Here is a 19,225-nt window from a genome sequence, read left to right on the forward strand (position 1 = left end):
TCGCGCAAAAGCATGCCCTCGGGCTCGACCCGAGGGTGTGCAGCGGTTTTGCGTAACGGCATGCATAAAAAGCAAGAATCCAAAGCGCGTCGCATTCGACCGGTCGAACGCGACGCGCATCTAGAGTTTTCGACAGCAAACCTCAGGCGGCTGCGCTCAGTCCCAGCCTCTCTAGTGCCAGCTTTCTAGTCGAGACATAGTCGGTCTTGCCCGAACCCAGCACCGGGATCTCCTCCACCTTGACGATGTCGTTCGGTACCATCAGATCGGCGGCACCTGCTTGTTTACCGAATTTGCGCAATTCGTCGGGATCGGCGTCAGTGGCGGTGGTGACCAGCACGATGCGTTCGCCGCGGCGCCTGTCCGGCACTGCCACCACGGCGTGATGCTCTTCCGGCCATAGCGACTGCACCAGCATCTCGACGGCACCCAGCGACACCATCTCGCCGGCGATCTTGGCAAAACGCTTGGCCCGCCCGCGAATGGTGAGGAAGCCTTCGCGGTCGACCGAAACGATGTCGCCGGTATCGTGCCAGCCGTCGAGCGGCTGCAATTCGCCGGGCCGATCTGACGTCATGTAGCCCATCATCAGGTTTGGCCCATCGAGCCACAACCGTCCGGCGCCGCTAATGCCCTCGATCGGTTCGAGTTTCATGCGCATGGCAGGCAACAGCCGCCCAACCGTTCCGTCGCGGCCGTGGATGGCTGTATTGACGGCAACGACGGGCGCTGCCTCGGTCAGCCCGAAACCCTCGATGATCTCGGCCTGGAAGCGCTCACGGTAAACGCGGCGTGTCTCCGGTTTCACCGCCTCGGCGCCGGCGACGACGAAGCGCAGGCTGGAAAAATCGCCGTCCTTGGCGGTGCGGGCATAGTTGGCGAGGAACGTGTCGGTGCCGAACATCACCGTCGGCCGGACCTTGCGCGCCACCTCCGGAATAAGTTTGTAATGGAGCGGTGAGGGGTAGAGGAACAGCTTTACTCCGGTGACCAGCGGCAGGATGGTGCCGCCGGTCAACCCGAACGAGTGGAATACGGGCAGCACGTTGAGCAGGATGTCGACCGGCGAGATAGTGATGCGGGCTTCCGCCTGCATCGCATTGGCAAGAAGGTTCCGGTGCGACAGCACCACGGCCTTGGGCGTGCCTTCCGAGCCGGAGGTGAACAGGATCACCGCCGGCTTGGCTGCATCCTGGCGCTGCAACGGCCAGCGCCACAGCAAGCCGGCTGCGGCCTTGTCCAGCACGGTCACGCTTGCGCGAATATCCTCCAGCCACAGCAGTTTCGCCCCGCCCTTTTCCACCGCCTCGATGATGTCGGCGAGGTTAGCCTTTTCGACAAAGGCGCGTGAGGAGACCACTGTGCGGATCATCGCCGTGCGGATGGCGGCGGTGACGCTGGCCGGGCCGGCGGTATAGTTGATCATTGCTGCGACCCGAGCAGCCGACAGAAGTCCGACGAACGACAGCACGACGCCATTGGCGTTGGGCAGGAGCAGCCCAACCGCTTCGCCCGGCGCTGTTATTGCCTCAAAGCGGCGGCCCAAAACCCTGGCGCCGATGAACATTTTCCGGTAGCTCAGCGCACCGCCAATGACGTCCTCGATTATTGGGTGCGAAGCGCCAACACGGTCGGCCGCATCGCGCATGGCGAGGAACAGCCCTCGGTCGAGATCACTGCCGAAAAGCCTGGCCTCGGCGAAGCGATCAAACAGCGCATTGGTGTTGGAGGCCTGATCTGAGTTCCGCGCCACCAGCTCGGCGATGGTCATCGGCTCCAGCGCGCTGATCGACAGCTGCGGAAACCAATGGCGCGGCGCCTTGTCCGCCGGCGTCAGCGAGGCCGGCAGGCCGCGTGCGCCGGCGACGAAGATCGGCACGATGCGGGCGTCGGCCTGCATGGCGATACGGGTGATGGCGCGAAACAACCGAAACGACTTGACGTCGGGCTCGACCGCATCCGGCAGGTAAACGGCGAGCCGGCCCTTGCCCTTCAGCACCCGCACGAGTCTGCGGCTGACGAAGACATGCTCGGCGTTGAAGGCGATGGTACGGCCGAGCTCGCGCCACGGCTCCAGCCACGGCGATCTGGCCGAAGCCTGGTCGAGGATGTGCAGCGTGTCCTCCGGCAGCAGCGACAGCATCAGCGCCGGCTCAATGCGTGACTGATGCCAGATGACGTAGATGACGGGGGCCGCCGACCTGCGGGCAATCTTGATGCGCTCGTCGCTGATCCGGTAGGCGAGCTTGAACGGCACGTAGAGCAGCGCCTGGCTCAAGCGCAGGCCGAGGCGGAACTTCTCCACCACGCCGATCAGCAGCCAGGCCGCGACAAGACCCGCAAGCAGCGCCAGTGTCAGGATCATCGCCGCATCTCCCAACAATCTCACGTCGCGGCTCTTCACTGGCCGCTTCGGGTGAGAACCTAGCCGAAGTTGGATCAACGTCAATGCGGCTCCATTTTTCCTTCTCTCCTGTCATCACTTGGCTCGGCTGCCTATCGCAGCTACGCCGCTTTCATCCTTCCGCTGATGAAGCGGAATTCCTGCGTCTTGCCGCCAAAGCCATAGGCGGCCGCAGGCACTTCATGCACGAGGGCGTAGCTTTCCTCATGCACCTTGCCCAGCAGCCGGCCGAATGCCGCGAAAATTGCCTGCAGATACGCCTCCAGTTCGAGCTTGGTGTTGGTGCCGTCGACAACCTTGATGTCGAGCCAGGCCGTGTTGGTGCCATGCTCGGCCAGCGACTTGCCGCCGGCGAACCAGTGCTCGGGGTCGTGATAGGACATGGCAACAGCTGTGATCGTCGCGTCCTTGCGCAGATGCGTGGCCGTCAGTTCGGTCACTTCCTTGGCAATGGCGGCGGACAAAGCGGCATCAGGCTTGCCGGTAACGCTGACATTGATAATCGGCATATTTCTTCTCCTCGGTTTCAAGCGGCGTCTCTTCGCCGTCGAGAAAATCATGCCATCGTCCTTTGATCAAAAAAATCGAATTGTTTTTGATAAACACTTTGATAATATCGAATTATGCAGATGTTCGATCCCGACCTCCTCAAGACTTTGCTCGCTTTCGTCGATGGCGGTTCCCTGGCGCGGGCTGCGTCGATCGTCGGCCGCTCGCCGTCCGCAGTGACCGCGCAGATGCAGCGGCTGGAGGATGTTGTCGGCGAACCGCTGCTGGTGCCGCAGGGGCGAGGGCGCGGTCTGACGCCGGCAGGCGAGGATCTGGTCGGCCACGCGCGTCGCATCCTTGCCGCACATCGCGAGGCGTGGCTGGCCCTCAAAGGGGCGCACGCCGACGGGCGCGTCGCCATCGGCACGACGCAGGATTTCGCCGACAGCGGCTTGCCGCAGCTGCTCAGGGCTTTTGCTGTCAGCTATCCGCGCGTCAGGATCGAACTGCGCGTCGGCCGTTCCGCCGAACTGGCGCAGGCTTTGCAGGCCGGCACCCTTGATCTGGCCATTGCCATGCGGCAGGTGCCGACACGGGACGAAGTCGGTGTGCTCAAGGAACCAATGATCTGGCTTTGCTCACAGAACGGGCTGGCCACCCGCCACGACGAACTGCCCTTGGCGCTGCTCGATCCCCATTGCGGGTTTCGCGAAGCGGCGACCAGCGCACTCGATGCGGCCGGCCGTCGCTACCGCATTGCTGCCGGCAGTGCCAGCCTTGCCGGCCTGCGCACGGCGGTGCACGCCGGCATTGCCTTGACGTTGAGGACGGCGCGCTTCGCTCATTCCGGCATCGTCGAGGCGCCGCGCGATCTTGATCTGCCGCCGGTGCCGGTCGCCGAATTCGCCGTCCGCTTGCGTGAGGATGCCGACCGGCCGGCGCAGGATCTGGCCACGTTGTTGAGCGGCAACCTGGCCCTGGCCAATTAAGACAGCAAAGAAAAAGCCGACCTTGCGGTCGGCTTCTGAGTAAGACGGGCCGAGGGGTTTGGGGGGACTTGGGGTGGCCCGTCACAGCCATAATGCCTGAGCCCTATGATGGTTCCATGACTTTTCAAATTTATTTTCAGGAACGGATTTCTCGTGATCGAACCACCAACTCGCGCTCGGACGCGGCAAGTATTGGTCGTGCCTCCGCTGCGCGTTGCCTGGCCATCAGCCAGTCGCGGCCGGCGTGAGCGAACACCGCGCAAAGCACGATGGCGCCGCCGACCATGCTGGCTGCCGGCGGGATCTCCGCCAGGAACAGGAAGGCAAATAGGATCGCGAATGGCACTTCTGCCGAGCCCAGCAACCCGGACTCGGCCGCCGGAATAAGCCGGGTGCCCTCCGTCCACAGGATCGAGGCCAGCGCGAACGAGGCGCCGAAGGTGGCAAGAAGCACAGCGTCCCTGGCCGAGACAGCCAGCGGATCGGTGATGAACCAGCCGAGCACGAACAGAAGGAACGCCGACACCGCACCAGCCCACACCACCGGCGTCTCGCGGAAGGCGCGCACCATGATCATGTAGAGAGCGCTGCCGATCGTCATCAGCAGCGCCAGCCCGTCGCCGAACAAATGGCCGGTGCCGAAGCCGGACCAGACCATGATCGCCACACCGCATAGTGACACGGCGGCGGCGGCAACCGTCTGCAGCCGGAACGGTTCGCGGACCAACAGGAGGGCCAGCAGCGCGGTGACGAAAGGGGCGGTGGCATAGATGATCGCGACATTGGCGACAAAGGTGAACTTGAACGCCGAGATGAAGGCGATGCTGGCGAGCGCGCCCTCGATCGCCAGCAGCCAGCCGCGCCAGCCGAGCCGCAGGCTGTCGCGACCGCCGGAGCGCTGGCGGCGCCATAGCACATAGAGGCTGATCAGGATCGAGCCGACGAAGCCGCGCCAGCAGGTAATGGTCAGCGGGTCGGCATGGATCGATTTGGTCAGCACGCCGGTGAGGCCGAAGACGGCCGCCGATGCCGAGACCAGGATGATGCCGAGGGTACGTTCGCGGGCGCTTTCCGCTGTGCCCGGCATATCAAGCGATTCCGTCATCTCACCAGCCTACTCTGCCCCGTCCTGACACCATTGTGTCAGCTTGATCGAGGCGTCGAAACAGCAGACCGGCAGCCCCGGTGAACAGGATGCCGGCGAAACCCTTTCGCGGGTTTCGAGGATGGCGATATCGGCCATATGCCCGGCGGCCTTACGAATGTGTTGCGAGACAGGGTTTGAAGGCGTTGGATGCTCCGTATCGTCAGGCTATACGGGCAAAACCCTGCCAAGCGCTGCGCCAGCGCGGACTTGCGTTTGGGGCAGGCGGCATAGCCGTAAAGCAGCGAAGCCAGGGCAATTATGGGAGAGAAATGAAATGGATGCGATCGCATTGAAGGCCATGCAGACGCCGCTGAAGGAGGCCTATCGCGACGACGCCTCGCGCGCGCTGATTACCCTTAGGGCCAAGGGATCGATCGACGACCAATCGATCGCCTGCAAGGTCGAGACAGGCAGGGCGATCGCCATTGCCGGGCTGCATCCGGCGACCGGCGGCACCGGGCTCGAACTCTGCTCCGGCGACATGCTGCTGGAGGCGCTGGTGGCTTGCGCCGGCGTCACGCTGAAGGCGGTAGCGACGGCGCTGGAATTCAAGCTTGGGGCCGCCACGGTGGAGGCCGAAGGCGATCTCGACTTTCGCGGCACTCTTGGTGTGGCGAGGGATGCGCCGGTTGGCTTCCGCGCCATCCGCCTGACATTCGGCCTCGACACCGACGAGCCGCAGGACCGCATCGATGCGCTGCTCAAATTGACCGAGCGCTACTGCGTGGTGTTCCAGACCATCAGCCAGAAACCGGAGCTGACGGTAAGCGCGCGACGCTGAGGCTGCTGATCTCCCCCCTTGAGGGGGAGATGTCGCCGAAGGCGACAGAGGGGGTTGTCTCGCGTGAAGCGCCAACCGCTGCAGCAGGCCGAGCCCGGTCGGACCAACCCCCTCTGGCCTGTCGGCCATCTCCCCCTCAAGGGGGGAGATCACGCTGTCCTACTGCGCCGACGGCTCCTCGGCGTCGCCCTCATCGGCGAAGGGAGAGGCGCTCGGCACGCACTGCACCGACCAGCCGGTCGGCGTCGGTTGCTTCTGGTATTCGGTTATAGCGAACGTGCACTGTTCGCGGGTGTCGAATGTGCTGGGCAACACGACCATGCCGCCTTGCGGGCCGGCGATCACCAGATACCAGACTAACGCTACGCTCGGTGCCGCCATGGGTATTTCCTCGCTCTGCTTGTTTTGGGAGTCGCACGATCCTAGCAACTCTGGCCCAGCGGCGAAAGCTGGGCCAAAGCGCGGCCTTAAGCCACGGCATCACAGCCGCGTGATGTTAGGCCGCTTACTCCGGCTGCCGGTAGGCGACAAAGCGGTTGTGCTTGGCCTGGAAGATCAGCCCCGTCTCCTTGAGCGTGGGGCTGGCAAGCGGCACGATACGCTTGGCGATCTCCGAGGGGTGCGGCAGCGTTTCCGGATCCTCGCCCGGTACGGCCTGCGCCCGCATCGCGGTGCGCGTTGCCCCGGGATCGGCGGCGTTGACCCTGAGCGGCAGGTTTTCGGTCTCATGTGCCCATGAACGCGTCATGGCCTCGACCGCCGCCTTCGACGCCGCATAAGGCGCCCAGAAGGCGCGTGCAGAATGGGCAAGGCTGGAGCTCAGCACGATAGCGCGGCCGGCATCGGAAAGCCGCAGCAGCGGGTCGACCGAGCGGATCAGCCGCCATGTTGCGGTGACGTTGATGGTCATCACCTTCTCGAAGGTCTTGGCCTCGACATGGCCGATCGGGGCGATGACGCCTAGCACAGCGGCGTTGGCGACCAGTATGTCGAGCTTGCCCCAGCGCTCGTGTATGGCGCCGCCCAGTCGGTCGATCCCCGCCATGTCGGCAAGATCGAGCGGTACCAGCGTCGCCTGTCCGCCACCTGCCTTGATCTGGTCGTCGAGCTCTTCCAGCCCGCCGACGGTGCGGGCAACCGCAATCACATGTGCACCGGCCGCGGCAAGCTCCCTGGCGATGAAATAGCCGATACCGCGCGAGGCGCCCGTGACGACCGCAACGCGGCCGGAGAGGTCAAGGGTCATGCTTGAACTTCCATGAGGTCGGCGTGAGGCACCCCCCTCTGCCCGGCAGGGAAGAGGGGATAACCTGGCGAAGACAAATGGCGATCCGGCAACCTTACGACCCGCCGGCCGCCAACAGCGACAGCGTGCGCACATTGTCGGAGCCTTCGAAGTCGGCAAGCCGGGTCGGATACTGGCCGGTGAAGCAGGCGTCGCAGAATTGCGGCTGCTCGTTGTCGCGGCCGGCCTCGCCGACGGCGCGGTAGAGCCCGTCGATCGACAGGAAGCCGAGCGAATCGACGCGGATGAACTCGGCCATCTCCTCCACCGACATGCGCGACGCCAGCAGCTTCGACTTTTCCGGTGTGTCGACGCCATAAAAGCACGAGGCGCGCGTCGGCGGCGAAGCGATGCGCATATGCACTTCCTTGGCGCCGGCATCGCGCACCATCTGCACGATCTTCTGGCTGGTGGTGCCGCGCACGATCGAATCGTCCACCAGCACCACGCGCTTGCCTTCGATCATGCGGCGGTTGGCGTTGTGCTTGAGCTTGACACCCATGTGGCGGATCGAATCGCCGGGCTGGATGAAGGTGCGGCCAACATAGTGATTGCGGATGATGCCGAGCTCGAACGGAATGCCCGCGGCCTGCGAAAAGCCGATCGCCGCCGGCGTGCCCGAATCCGGCACCGGCACGACGATGTCGGCCTCGACCGGACTTTCCTGCGCCAGCTCGGCGCCGATGCGCTTGCGCACTTCGTAGACGTTGCGGCCTTCGACCGACGAATCCGGCCGCGCGAAATAGACATATTCGAAAATGCAGAAGCGGGTCTTCTGCGGCTCGAACGGGAACAGGCTTTCGATGCCCTTGCTGGTGACGACGACCATTTCGCCGGGCTTCAGGTCGCGCACGAAACGCGCACCGATGATATCGAGCGCGCAGGTCTCGGAGGCGAGAATCCAGGCGCCGTCGAGATCGCCGAGCACCAGCGGGCGGATGCCGAGCGGGTCGCGGCAGCCGATCATCTTCTTGGACGTCATCGCCACCAGCGAGAAGGCACCTTCGACCTGGCGCACCGCGTCGATGAAGCGCGAATTCAGGTCACGCTCCTTGCTGGTGGCGACCAGGTGCAAGAGCGTCTCGGTGTCGGAGGTGGAAGAGAAGATGGCGCCTTGCTTCTGCAGTGCGCGCTGCACGGTCATGGCGTTGGTGAGATTGCCGTTATGGGCGACGGCAAAGCCGCCATCGGCAAGTTCGGCGAAGAAAGGCTGAATATTGCGCAGGCCGGCGCCGCCGGTGGTGGCATAGCGTGTGTGGCCGATGGCACGGTTGCCTTGCAGGCTGTCGATGACACGCTGCTTGGTAAAGGTGTCGCCGATCAGGCCGACATGGCGTTCGACATGGAATTGGGTGCCGTCATAGGAAACGATGCCGGCCGCTTCCTGGCCGCGATGCTGCAACGCATGCAGGCCGAGCGTTACGATGGCTGCGGCGTCCTGCCGGCCGAAAATGCCGAACACGCCGCATTCATCATGGAAATGGTCATCGGCTTCGGTGGAAAGCACGTCGTCTGCGTCTGCCACTGAGGCTGCCATTGGGGGCTCAAGCTCCGCTAAAGTCGCCATATAAGGTCATAGCGCATCGAAAGCAACGCACGTCGTGCGGCATTCACATGATCGACAGTCTTGAGCCTCGCCAAGTCGGCAGATTGGCAAGTCTGCCGAAATCAGTTTGCCGGCGCCGGGTTTGCAGGTACCGGGGTCGCGGGCGCATTGTCGGCCGGCGGCGCATCGCTGTCGTCGGGTGCCGGAGCGGTGGCGTCGTCGCCGGCGGCAGGGGCTTCCGCTGCAGGCGCATCGGGGGCAAGAGGCGTCTCGGTGGCCGGCTGATTCGGATTGAGCTTGTTGAGGATGGCGTTTTCCGGATCCTCGGGCAGCAGGCTTTCGAGCTTGGCGCCGATCGATTCGAGCAGCGGCTTTGACTTGGCGTTGGCAATCCAGCCTGGAGCCTTGGCGCCGGCCAGCCAATTGAAGAAAAGCAGCGCAACAGCGACGACCAGGATGCCGCGCGCCGCGCCGTAGAGGAAGCCAAGTGTGCGATCGAGCGCGCCGATCCTGGAATCGATGATCCAGTCGGCAAGCTTCATGGTGATGACCGAAACGACGATCAGCGCGACAATGAAGACGATACCGGCGGCCGCCGCCATGGCGGCCTTTTCGTTGTCGATATAGGGCTGAATGTAAGGCAGCACCGGCTTGTAGAAGAAGAAGGCCGCCGCAGCAGCAGCTGCCCAGGAGATGATCGACAGGATCTCGCGCGAAAAGCCGCGAACCATAGCGAGCATCGCCGAGACTAGGGTGAAGCCGACGAGAATTCCGTCAAGCAGCGTAATCGGCATGTTTTTCGCCCCACTCCGATCTCTTTTTCACGGCTCGACGAGCCGCATCACTCTTGCTCGTCGGCGCGGCTGCGCCGTGAGCCGGCTATGCGCGCCACGAGATCGGCCAGCTCGGTGGGCTGGAAAGCGCCGGCTCCGATCCCCCCGACCCCATTACCACCAGCAAGTTCCTCGCTGCCCAAGGGCAGAACCGCGCTTCCGAAACCCAGCTTTTCGGCTTCCTTGAGGCGCTGCTGCGCATGCGCAACCGGCCTCACTGCACCGGAAAGGCTGATTTCGCCGAAATAGACGCAATCGGCGGGAAGGGCAAGACCGGTGAGCGAGGAAACCAGTGCCGCCGCCACGGCCAGGTCGGCCGCCGGCTCCGAAATGCGGTAGCCGCCGGCAACGTTGAGATAGACGTCGTGCGTGCCGAAGCGGACGCCGCAATGGGCTTCCAGAACCGCCAGGATCATCGACAGCCGGGCACCGTCCCAGCCGACGACGGCGCGGCGCGGTGTGCCCAGCGTCGACGGCGCCACCAGCGCCTGGATCTCGACCAGCACCGGCCGTGTGCCTTCCATGCCGGCGAAAACCGCGGCACCCGGCGACTTCGCATGGCGTTCACCGAGGAAAAGCTCGGACGGGTTGGCGACTTCCCGCAAGCCTTTGTCCGACATTTCGAAGACGCCGATCTCGTCGGTTGGCCCGAAGCGGTTCTTGACCGTGCGCAGGATGCGGTAGTGGTGGCCGCCTTCGCCCTCGAAATAGAGCACCGCGTCGACCATGTGCTCGACCACCCGTGGTCCGGCGATCTGGCCCTCCTTGGTGACGTGGCCGACCAGAACGATCGCCGCTCCTGTAGATTTTGCATAGCGGATCATCGCTTGGGCGGCGGCACGCACCTGGGTGACCGTGCCGGGTGCCGAATCGGCCATGTCGGTCCACAGCGTCTGGATCGAATCGAGAATGACCAGATCCGGCCGCTTGCCGTCGGCGATGGTGGCGAGGATGTCCTCGACATTGGTCTCGGCGGCGAGTTCGACCGGGGTGCCGGCGACGCCGAGCCGCTGGGCGCGCAGTCTGATCTGGGCAACCGCTTCTTCACCCGAGACGTAGACGATGCGGTGGCCCTTTGCTGCCAGTGCGGCGGCGGCCTGGGTGAGCAGCGTCGATTTGCCGATGCCTGGATCGCCGCCGACCAGCAGCGCCGAGCCGCGCACGAAGCCGCCGCCCGTGGCGCGGTCGAGCTCGCCGATGCCGGAGACGATGCGCGGCGCATCCTCGATGTCGCCGGAGAGGCTGGTCAGCACCACCGCGCGGCCCTTGCGGGCGTTGCGCGTATTGGCCGGGCCGGAACCGATGCCGCCCGACGTGCCTTCCTCGACCAGCGTGTTCCACTCGCCGCAGGCATCGCATTTGCCGGCCCAGCGCTGATGCACCGAACCGCAATTCTGGCAGATGAACTGAATGCGGGATTTGGCCATCAGCGTCGCGTCGCTTGCCAATTGCCGAGGCTCGGCGATCCGGCCCACCCCCCTCTGTCCTGCCGGACATCTCCCCCGCAAGGGGGAAGATTGGCTGTCATCGACGCTGTCGCCAATCTCTGATGTCGCAGGAAGAGAGCCGGCGGCAAAACTGCCGATCTCCCCCCTTGCGGGGGAGATGGCCGGCAGGCCAGAGGGGGGTGTGACGGAGCGCGACGGTTGGTCAAAAAGCTACTCGAACCGATCCGGCAAATGATGTTCCTCGGCAAGGTCCGAGAATCGGGTGAATTCGCCTTGGAAGGCGAGGCTGACCGATCCGGTTGGCCCATGGCGCTGCTTGGCGACGATGACCTCGGCCTTGCCGCGCATCTCGTTCATCTCGTGTTCCCATTTGATGTATTCGTCGGTGCCTGGCTTCGGCTCGCGGTTCTTCAGATAATATTCCTCGCGGTAGACGAACAGCACCACGTCGGCGTCCTGCTCGATGGAGCCCGATTCGCGGAGATCCGAGAGCTGCGGGCGCTTGTCGTCGCGGCTTTCGACCTGGCGCGACAGCTGCGACAGCGCGATGATCGGCACCGCCAGCTCCTTGGCCAGTGCCTTGAGGCCGGTGGTGATCTCGGTGATTTCCTGGACGCGGTTTTGCGACGATTTCGCGCTCGATCCCTGCATCAGCTGGATATAGTCGATGACGATGACGTCGAGGCCGCGCTGGCGCTTCAGGCGACGCGCGCGGGCCGACAGCTGAGCGATGGAAATGCCGCCGGTCTGGTCGATGAACAGCGGGATTTTCTGCATTGTCTGCGAGCAGGCGACCAGCTTTTCGAAATCCATCTCGCTGATCTCGCCGCGGCGGATTTTCGACGACGGGATTTCCGTCTGTTCGGAAATGATGCGGGTGGCCAGCTGTTCGGATGACATTTCGAGCGAAAAGAAGCCGACGACGCCGCCATTGGCCGCCTTGAACGAGCCGTCCGCCTGCTGCGCCGGGACATACGCCTCGGCGATGTTGAAGGCGATGTTGGTGGCGAGCGAGGTTTTGCCCATGCCGGGGCGGCCGGCAATGATGATCAGGTCGGACGACTGCAGGCCGCCCATGCGGCGGTCGAGGTCGCGCAAGCCGGTGGCGACGCCCGACAAATGCCCGTCACGCATATAGGCGGCATTGGCCATGTCGACGGCGGTCTTGACGGCATCGGTGAAGCTTTCGAAGCCGCCATCGTAGCGGCCGGTTTCGGCCAATTCGAACAGGCGCCGCTCGGCATCCTCGATCTGGTCGGAGGGCGACATGTCGACCGGCGCGTCATAGGCGATGTTGACCATGTCCTCGCCGACAGTGATCAGCGCGCGCCGCGTCGCCAGATCGTAGATGGCGCGGCCATAGTCGGTTGCGTTGACCACCGTGACGGCCTCGACCGCCAACCGCACGACATATTGCGCCACCGTCATGTCGCCGACCTTCTCGTCGGCCGGCAGGAAGGTCTTCAGCGTGATCGGCGTCGCGATCTTGCCCATGCGGATGAGCTCGGCCGCGACCTCGAAGATCTTTCTATGCAGCGGCTCGTAGAAATGGCCGGGCTTCAGGAAGTCGGAGACGCGGTAGAAGGCATCGTTGTTGACCAGTATGGCGCCGAGCAGCGCCTGCTCGGCCTCGATATTGTTAGGCGCCTCGCGATAGAGCGGTGTTTCCGCCACGCCGAATTTTCGTGCTGCCTCTGCCATGATGTCCCCGGTCCTGATCCCCGTCTCTCGATATCAGAACGAGACAAGTCGGTGATGACTTATCTGCATCAGTCCCCAACCAACCAACTTTGATGCCCGCGATTCACAACCAGGATCTTTCGGTGGAAAGAATCTCGATTGACTCGAATCAAGATGGCGAGCCTAGCCGTTCTCAGGCGAGAACAAAACAGGAAAATAGCTGCCCGTCATTCCGGCAAGGCATCACCCCAATCCAGTCGCCGCGCGGCCTTGAACGTCTCGCCGTCGCGTTTGGTGAACAGTCGCTCGGCAGCACTCCCATCCTGTTCGCAAAGCTTCAGCAAGACCTTGCCGGAGCCCGACTTCGGCGGTGCGATCACTCGCGCTCGAGGCGGAGCGGCCGGATGGCGGGAGGCCGCGACAAAGATGAATTTCTCGTCCTCCCACGGCACCTCGGCATCCTTGGCCAGACGGTGTAGGCGCGAGCGGGCGACGCGGCGGGCGAAATGGCACCAGTCGGGGGCGACGAGCGGACAGGGCGCCTCATGCGGGCAGGGCGCAAGCACGTGCGCCCCCGCCTCGATCAGCTGCCGCCGCACGGCAAGAATACGCTGCCAGCCGGCCGGCGTGCCTGGCTCGACCACCAGCAGCGTGTCTGCGGTCAACTGCCAGAGCCGATCGACGAGTTTTGCCAGCGATGCCGGCGCGATCTCATCCAGCACATAGGCTGAAGTCACCAGCTCGGCCGGCCCGAGATCGACCAGGTCTATGGTGATGTCGCCGGTCCGCCAGGCGGTCCTGGCCGTGATCGCATCCGCGGCAAGTGCTTCGCCGACCCGTCGCACCGCGGCGCCGGCCTCAAGCAGCACCGCCTGTTCGAGATCGGGCCAGAGATCGATTGTGGCCCAAAGCACGGTGCCAGGGCCGGCGCCGACATCGAGCAGGGTCCTCGGAGCATAATCGGGCCGCGCCTCGCTTACCGCATCGAGGCTGGCGCGGACGGCAGCATAGGTCGCCGGCAGCCGCGTTGCCAGATAGGCCTTCACCGCCATGTCTTCGGCCATGTGCAGGCGGCCGTCGCGCAACTCGGCGCGGTAGCGGTCCGACAGCGTCTTTGCCGCTTGCTTAAGCATCGGCAGCGGCACCTGTTCGAGAAGGCGGTCGACGCCTTGTCTGAGTAAGACGGGCAGTTCCATCGCTCACGCGGTCCGAGGTGCGAGCAGAATGACCGAGGCGCCAATGATGCAGATCGCGGCACCGGCAAGATCCCAACGGTCGGGGTGCACGCCTTCCGCCAGCCACAACCAAGCCAGCGAGGCGGCAATGTAGATGCCGCCATAGGCTGCGTAGGCCCGGCCCGCCGCGCTGGTGTCGACCAGCGCCAGCAGCCACGCGAATAGCACCAGCGAGACGAGACCGGGCGCCAACCACAGCGGCGATTTTTCCAGCCGCCACCATGCCCAGAACGAAAAGCAGCCGGCGATCTCGGCAAGTGCGGCGGCGACGTAGAGGAGGTAGGTCATGAAAAAGGTCCCGCGTTGACGGGACCCTTTTCAGCGTGCCAGCCGGCAATGGCAAGCGGCAATGGCGCGATCGCCGCCCTTCTACTCCGGATCCGCCACCTTGCGGCGGCGAGCGGGCTTGGCCGCCGGAGCTTTTTCGCGACGTCCAAGATCGCGCATCTCCAGCGCCTTCTCGCAACTGGCCATGTAGTCGCGCGTCACCGGCAGCGTGTCGTTCTTCTTGGCGATCTGGATCTGGAAGATCACCAGATCCTGCCAGCGGAAGGCAGCTTCCGAGGCGGCAAGATAGAACTCCCACATACGGCAGAAGCGCTCGTCATAAATCGCCTTGGCCTTGTCGCGGTTGGCGGCGAAGCGCTCGCCCCAATGCTTCAGCGTCTCGGCATAATGCAGCCGCAGAACCTCGATGTCGGTGACGACGAGCCCCGATTTTTCGATCGCCGGCATCACTTCGGAGAGCGACGGGATGTAGCCGCCCGGGAAGATGTACTTGCGGATGAAGGCGCTGGTTGCCCACGGCACGCCGGAGCGGCCGATCGTGTGCAGCAGCATGACGCCGTCCGGCTTCAGCAGCGTCGCCGATTTGTCGAAGAAGGTGCGGAAATGATTGACGCCGACATGCTCGAACATGCCGACCGAGACGATGCGGTCGAAACGCTCATTGAGCTCGCGATAGTCCTTGATGTCGAAATGCACCCGGTTTTGCAGGCCTTGCGCATGAGCACGGTCGGTGGCGACGCCGTGCTGCTCGGTCGACAGCGTCACGCCCTGTACGTCGACGTCGAATGCCTTTGCGAGATAGAGGCCAAGCCCACCCCAGCCCGAGCCGATATCAAGCACCGTCTGGCCGGCCTTCAGCCTGAGCTTGGCGGCTATGTGGCGCTTCTTGGCCGCTTGTGCCTCGTCGAGCGTCATGTCCGGTTGCTCGAAATAGGCGCAGGAATATTGCATGTCCTCATCGAGGAAGAGGCGGTAGAGGTCGCCCGACAGATCGTAATGGCGCTGCACGTTGCGACGCGCCCGCGACGCCGTGTTGATCTGCTGCAGGCGTCGGAAGGCGTGGCGCAGACCCTCGATCGCCTTCGACCAGGTGGCATCGATACCGCCGCTGCCCATGTTCTGGAAGGCAATGCGCATCACCCCCAGCACACCGCCCTCGAGAATGTCGAGTTCACCATCCATGTAGGCTTCCGGCACCGCCAGCATCGGGTCGAAGGTTATTGCGCGCTCGGCATGCCTTGTCTTGATATGCATGTGCACCGGCTCGCCGCTGCCGTCACCGAAAGTCACCATCGAGCCTTGCGGCCCTGTCACCTTGAGATTGCCTGTGCGGACCAGGCGGTCGAGAACGCGCTTAAGCAGAATATTCATGACCAATTGTCCCCTCTCGGCCAGACATGCTGTCCTATTCTGCATCAAGATATAGGGGTTCGAAAAGTTCCATTTGGCATAAAAATGCCCGGGTGCGAGGCCCGGGCATTGGTCCAGAATAGCGATTAGCCGGCGAATGCCGACGAATGACGATCAGCCGTTGTCTTCGCCGCCTTCGAACTCCGCATTCGGATCGAAGAAGTTTTCCGGCCGCGCATTGTCGTTGATGTCCTCGCCGTAAATGGCTTCGGCGGTGGTCAGCGTTTCGCCCTTGGCCTGGCGCTCGGCTTCGTCGGCCGTGCGGGCAATGTTGAGCGTGATGGTGACCTCGACTTCCGGGTGCAGCGCGATCGCCACATTGGTGACGCCGATGGTCTTGATCGGCTGGTTGAGCAGGATCTGGTTGCGGTTGACCGAAAAACCTTCCGCCGTCACCAGCTCGGCGATGTCGCGCGTCGAGACCGAACCATAAAGCTGACCGGTTTCGCCGGCCGAGCGCACGGCGATGAAGCTCTTGCCGTCGAGCTTTTCGGCAATCTGCGCGGCCTCGGACTTGCGCTCCAGGTTGCGGGCTTCGAGCTGGGCGCGCTGTCCCTCGAACTTCTTCTTGTTAGCTTCGTTGGCGCGCAGCGCCTTGCCTTGCGGCAGCAGGAAATTGCGGGCGAACCCGTCCTTGACCTTGACGGTGTCGCCCATCTGGCCGAGGCGGGAAACGCGTTCGAGAAGAATGACTTCCATGGTTTTGTTCCTTCGCTTGGGCGCTATCCTCAGGATTGGCGCCGAATTGTCTGGAACAGGTCAGGAAGCTCGGGCGTCGCCGCCTATGTCGCTGTCCTGCCTGTCGCGGCAGTTAGGATCTCTTGTCGAAATCCAACCCGGGATTTGGTGTCCGATCCGGCTACGCCCGTCGTGGCCGGTGAAAAAAGCGGGCGGCGAACCGCCCGCGTAGATTTTAGCGGACCACGTAGGGCAGCAGGCCGAGGAAGCGGGCGCGCTTGATCGCCTTGGCGAGTTCGCGCTGCTTCTTCTGGCTGACGGCGGTGATGCGCGATGGAACGATCTTGCCGCGCTCGGAAATGTAGCGCTGCAGAAGCCGCACGTCCTTGTAGTCGATCTTCGGTGCATTGGCGCCGGAGAACGGGCAGGTCTTGCGGCGTCGATGGAAGGGGCGCCGTGTTGGGATCTGATTGATGTCGACCATTATTCTGCGGCTCCTTCAAAGCCTTCGCGCGGACGGCGCGGGCCACGATCGGCACCGCCATCGCCGAAGCTGCGCGGCGGACGATCACCACGGTCACCGCGATCGCGGTCGCCGAATGAGCGCGGGCCACGATCGCCACGGTCGCGATCGCCGAAGCCGCCGCGTTCCGAGCGCTCTTCGCGCTTCTGCATCATTGCCGACGGACCTTCCTCATGCGCGTCGACCTTGATGGTCAGGAAACGCAGCACGTCCTCGGACAGGCCCATCTGGCGCTCCATTTCATTGAGCGCGGCCGGCGGGCAGGTGATGTCCATGAGTGTATAATATGCCTTCCGGTTCTTGTTGACCCGGTAGGTGAGGGACTTCAGTCCCCAGTTCTCGACCCGGCCGACGGACCCTCCATTCGCGGTGATGACGCCCTTGTACTGTTCGACAAGCGCATCGACCTGCTGCTGCGAGAGGTCCTGCCGGGCAAGAAACACATGTTCGTATAGTGCCATAGTGTTCGTGCCTTTCTTCGTTTCTCTCCCGGTTCCCGGCGGCAAAAGCCTCTGCAACTTCTCTGACCCGCAATCCTTGCGAAGGCGGGGAAGAAAGGAGCATGACGAGACGGTCGAGAGCGGAGACACGGGAGGCGGAAGCGCTTCTGGCTTCACGCGAAGGCTTCGAAAAACCTCCGGCCCTCCGTTCAGCCCCCAGCAAGGACCGGCAGATTGCGGGCGTCTATACAGGAATTTGACCGCAAAGCAAGGCCAAACCACGAAGCAAACGGCCCTACCGTCCCAGAGCGCCACGGGCCTCGATGGCGGTGTTTTCACGGATTTCTTGAAACCGGACCTTAACCACCATGCGAAGTTCCAGCACCGGCGGGCGTGGCGGCAACCCGTCGTTCATCATGCGGATGCAAAACCAACAGCCTGCGCGAGGTCGGCAGCAAGGCGGTTTTGGGGATAAAAATGCTTTTCGACAAATTCTGCCGTTCGAAGAGCGGCAACTTTGCCCTGATGCTGGCGTTCGGGCTGCCAGCGGTTCTGACCGCCGTGGCCTTTGCCGTGGACGTGTCCACCTTGATGAGGGCCAAGGTCAGCTTGCAGAATGCGCTCGATGCCGCGAACCTTGCGTCTTCGCATCTCGGCGACATCGAGGCTTCGCGCAAGGACGTCTTCGACCGCTACTTCCAGACCAATGTCGCCGGTCACAGCGAGTTGAGGAACGCCGAAGCGACGCTTGCCGTGGAAAGGGGCCTCAATTACATCCAGACAAAGGCTGTCGCCACGGCGGACGTCAACTTGAACTTCGCCTTCCTGTTCGGCAACGACAAGCGCATCACCGTCGATGCCGGCGCCGTCGAATCGACCAATCAGCTCGAAGTCGTGCTGGTGCTCGACAATACCGGATCGATGGCCAGCAACGATCGCATCGGCGCATTGCGGACGGCGGCGACGGCCCTGATCGATATGCTCGAAGCGGCGAAGTCGCCGACGCGCAGCGTACGTGTCGCGGTGGTGCCGTTCGTCACCGCGGTCAACGTCAAGGGCGAGGACTACGATCCGGCCTGGATCGACATGGCCGGCAAATCGCCGAACAATGGCGCCAATTTCCCCTTGGTCGGCGGCAAGCGCGTCAACCATATGGACCTGTTCAAGCAATTGGCCGTCGAATGGAGAGGCTGCGTCGAAGCGCGGCCCGGAACCAACAATGTTTCCGACATTTCGCCCGACCAAAACAAACCGGACACCCTGTTTGTACCCTATTTCGCTCCGGACGATCCAGGTAACGCTAAAAATCCAAACAGCTCCTACGGCAATTCAGCGACCGGCTACAACAATTCCTATCTCGACGATACCGTTGTCACCCTGCTTCCCGGCCTCACCAGCGACATGGCGAAGTACAGTGTTTCGACGATGAAACTGATCAACGACAAGAGAGGCCCGCTGACTATCGGCCCCAACCGGGCCTGCCCGACGCCGATAGTGCCGCTGACCGACGATTTCGACAAGTTGCGTAAGGCCGTCGGTGAGATGATCGAATGGAACGGTTCCGGGACCAATGTTTCGGAAGGCTTGTCATGGGGGATGCGGGTGCTCTCGCCGGAACCGCCTTACAGCGACGGCGCGCCTTTCAGGGCGTCAGGCACGACCAAAACGGTGCTGCTGCTCACCGACGGCGAGAATGTTGTCTATGGCGCGAAGGATACGCCACAGAAGTCGGACTATGGCTCCTACGGATTCCTGGCCTCGGGTCGGTTTGGATCCAGCGACCAGACCGCGGCTGCGCGCAATGTCGACGATTGGACAACCAATATATGCAACACGCTGAAGAAGCAGGACGTGCAGATCTTCACAGTGCTGCTGCAGGCCGACACCGCAGCCAACCGCAAGCTCTACGAGGCCTGCGCATCGTCGCCGTCGGATTATTACCCGACCAACGACGTCAGTCAGCTCGAAAGCGTCTTCCTGAAGATCGGAAGCTCGATTTCGCAGCTGCACTTGACGAACTGAACGACGTCGGCCGCTCTCCCGCCGCCA

18 protein-coding genes are annotated in these 19,225 nt (G+C 63.4%); 3 read left to right on the plus strand and 15 right to left on the minus strand.

The features are described 5' to 3' along the window. Positions 1–142: 142 nt before the first annotated feature. The gene (locus tag AC0L2Y_RS06165; protein WP_473554609.1) at positions 143–2,365 is read right to left on the minus strand and encodes an AMP-binding protein; all 2,223 of its coding nucleotides are present in this window, start codon (positions 2,363–2,365) and stop codon (positions 143–145) included. A gap of 140 nt (positions 2,366–2,505) precedes the next feature. Further along, positions 2,506–2,913 carry a tautomerase family protein gene (locus AC0L2Y_RS06170; RefSeq protein ID WP_352490934.1) on the minus strand — a complete coding sequence of 136 codons (408 nt, stop codon included), beginning with the start codon at positions 2,911–2,913 and terminating at the stop codon, positions 2,506–2,508. Positions 2,914–3,027: 114 nt separating this feature from the next. On the opposite strand from AC0L2Y_RS06170, the gene AC0L2Y_RS06175 reads away from it, so the two are divergent. Continuing rightward, on the plus strand, positions 3,028–3,882 hold the full coding sequence (locus AC0L2Y_RS06175; RefSeq protein WP_473554611.1) for a LysR substrate-binding domain-containing protein: 855 nt from the start codon (positions 3,028–3,030) through the stop codon (positions 3,880–3,882). Positions 3,883–4,018: 136 nt separating this feature from the next. Here AC0L2Y_RS06175 and AC0L2Y_RS06180 read toward each other — a convergent pair whose 3' ends face one another. Then, on the minus strand, positions 4,019–4,987 hold the full coding sequence (locus tag AC0L2Y_RS06180; protein ID WP_473554614.1) for a DMT family transporter: 969 nt from the start codon (positions 4,985–4,987) through the stop codon (positions 4,019–4,021). A gap of 316 nt (positions 4,988–5,303) precedes the next feature. Between AC0L2Y_RS06180 and AC0L2Y_RS06185 the strand changes: the two genes are divergently transcribed. After that, the gene (locus AC0L2Y_RS06185) at positions 5,304–5,810 is read left to right on the plus strand and encodes an OsmC family protein (RefSeq protein ID WP_473554616.1); all 507 of its coding nucleotides are present in this window, start codon (positions 5,304–5,306) and stop codon (positions 5,808–5,810) included. 159 nt (positions 5,811–5,969) lie between these two features. On the opposite strand, the gene AC0L2Y_RS06190 is transcribed toward AC0L2Y_RS06185, so the two are convergent. The 12 genes from AC0L2Y_RS06190 to rpsF all read right to left on the minus strand — a co-directional run bounded on the left by AC0L2Y_RS06190 (position 5,970) and on the right by rpsF (position 17,197). Continuing rightward, positions 5,970–6,191 (minus strand): hypothetical protein, encoded by a 222-nt coding sequence (locus tag AC0L2Y_RS06190; protein ID WP_473554618.1) that lies wholly within the window; start codon positions 6,189–6,191, stop codon positions 5,970–5,972. A gap of 124 nt (positions 6,192–6,315) precedes the next feature. After that, positions 6,316–7,056 (minus strand): SDR family NAD(P)-dependent oxidoreductase, encoded by a 741-nt coding sequence (locus tag AC0L2Y_RS06195; RefSeq protein ID WP_292662213.1) that lies wholly within the window; start codon positions 7,054–7,056, stop codon positions 6,316–6,318. A gap of 94 nt (positions 7,057–7,150) precedes the next feature. Beyond that, the gene (gene purF / locus AC0L2Y_RS06200; protein WP_473554620.1) at positions 7,151–8,632 is read right to left on the minus strand and encodes an amidophosphoribosyltransferase; all 1,482 of its coding nucleotides are present in this window, start codon (positions 8,630–8,632) and stop codon (positions 7,151–7,153) included. 131 nt (positions 8,633–8,763) lie between these two features. Then, positions 8,764–9,435 carry a CvpA family protein gene (locus tag AC0L2Y_RS06205; protein WP_473554621.1) on the minus strand — a complete coding sequence of 224 codons (672 nt, stop codon included), beginning with the start codon at positions 9,433–9,435 and terminating at the stop codon, positions 8,764–8,766. Between the two features lie 47 nt (positions 9,436–9,482). Next, positions 9,483–10,901 (minus strand): DNA repair protein RadA, encoded by a 1,419-nt coding sequence (gene radA, locus AC0L2Y_RS06210; RefSeq protein ID WP_352493164.1) that lies wholly within the window; start codon positions 10,899–10,901, stop codon positions 9,483–9,485. Between the two features lie 231 nt (positions 10,902–11,132). Beyond that, positions 11,133–12,623: a replicative DNA helicase gene (locus AC0L2Y_RS06215; RefSeq protein ID WP_023677714.1), complete on the minus strand. Its 1,491-nt coding sequence runs from the start codon at positions 12,621–12,623 to the stop codon at positions 11,133–11,135. A 206-nt stretch (positions 12,624–12,829) separates the two neighbouring features. Next, positions 12,830–13,798: a small ribosomal subunit Rsm22 family protein gene (locus tag AC0L2Y_RS06220; RefSeq protein WP_473554624.1), complete on the minus strand. Its 969-nt coding sequence runs from the start codon at positions 13,796–13,798 to the stop codon at positions 12,830–12,832. Positions 13,799–13,801: 3 nt separating this feature from the next. Next, positions 13,802–14,125, minus strand: coding sequence for a YnfA family protein (locus tag AC0L2Y_RS06225; protein WP_352862631.1), 324 nt, complete (start codon positions 14,123–14,125; stop codon positions 13,802–13,804). Between the two features lie 81 nt (positions 14,126–14,206). Continuing rightward, a complete protein-coding gene (locus AC0L2Y_RS06230) occupies positions 14,207–15,496 on the minus strand; it encodes a cyclopropane-fatty-acyl-phospholipid synthase family protein (RefSeq protein WP_352862630.1) in 1,290 nt (429 codons plus the stop codon). 153 nt (positions 15,497–15,649) lie between these two features. Then, positions 15,650–16,234 carry a 50S ribosomal protein L9 gene (gene rplI / locus AC0L2Y_RS06235; RefSeq protein ID WP_254820243.1) on the minus strand — a complete coding sequence of 195 codons (585 nt, stop codon included), beginning with the start codon at positions 16,232–16,234 and terminating at the stop codon, positions 15,650–15,652. A 214-nt stretch (positions 16,235–16,448) separates the two neighbouring features. Further along, positions 16,449–16,697, minus strand: a complete 249-nt coding sequence (rpsR, locus tag AC0L2Y_RS06240; protein WP_006203718.1) for a 30S ribosomal protein S18 — start codon at positions 16,695–16,697, stop codon at positions 16,449–16,451. Further along, positions 16,697–17,197, minus strand: coding sequence for a 30S ribosomal protein S6 (gene rpsF, locus AC0L2Y_RS06245; RefSeq protein WP_292663863.1), 501 nt, complete (start codon positions 17,195–17,197; stop codon positions 16,697–16,699). Before rpsF ends, rpsR begins: the two co-directional genes overlap by 1 nt. A 456-nt stretch (positions 17,198–17,653) precedes the next feature. Between rpsF and AC0L2Y_RS06250 the strand changes: the two genes are divergently transcribed. Beyond that, entirely contained in the window at positions 17,654–19,198 is a 1,545-nt protein-coding gene (locus AC0L2Y_RS06250) for a pilus assembly protein (RefSeq protein ID WP_352567443.1), read from the plus strand. Positions 19,199–19,225: the final 27 nt, after the last annotated feature.

Source organism: Mesorhizobium sp. WSM4830 (genome assembly GCF_055811495.1).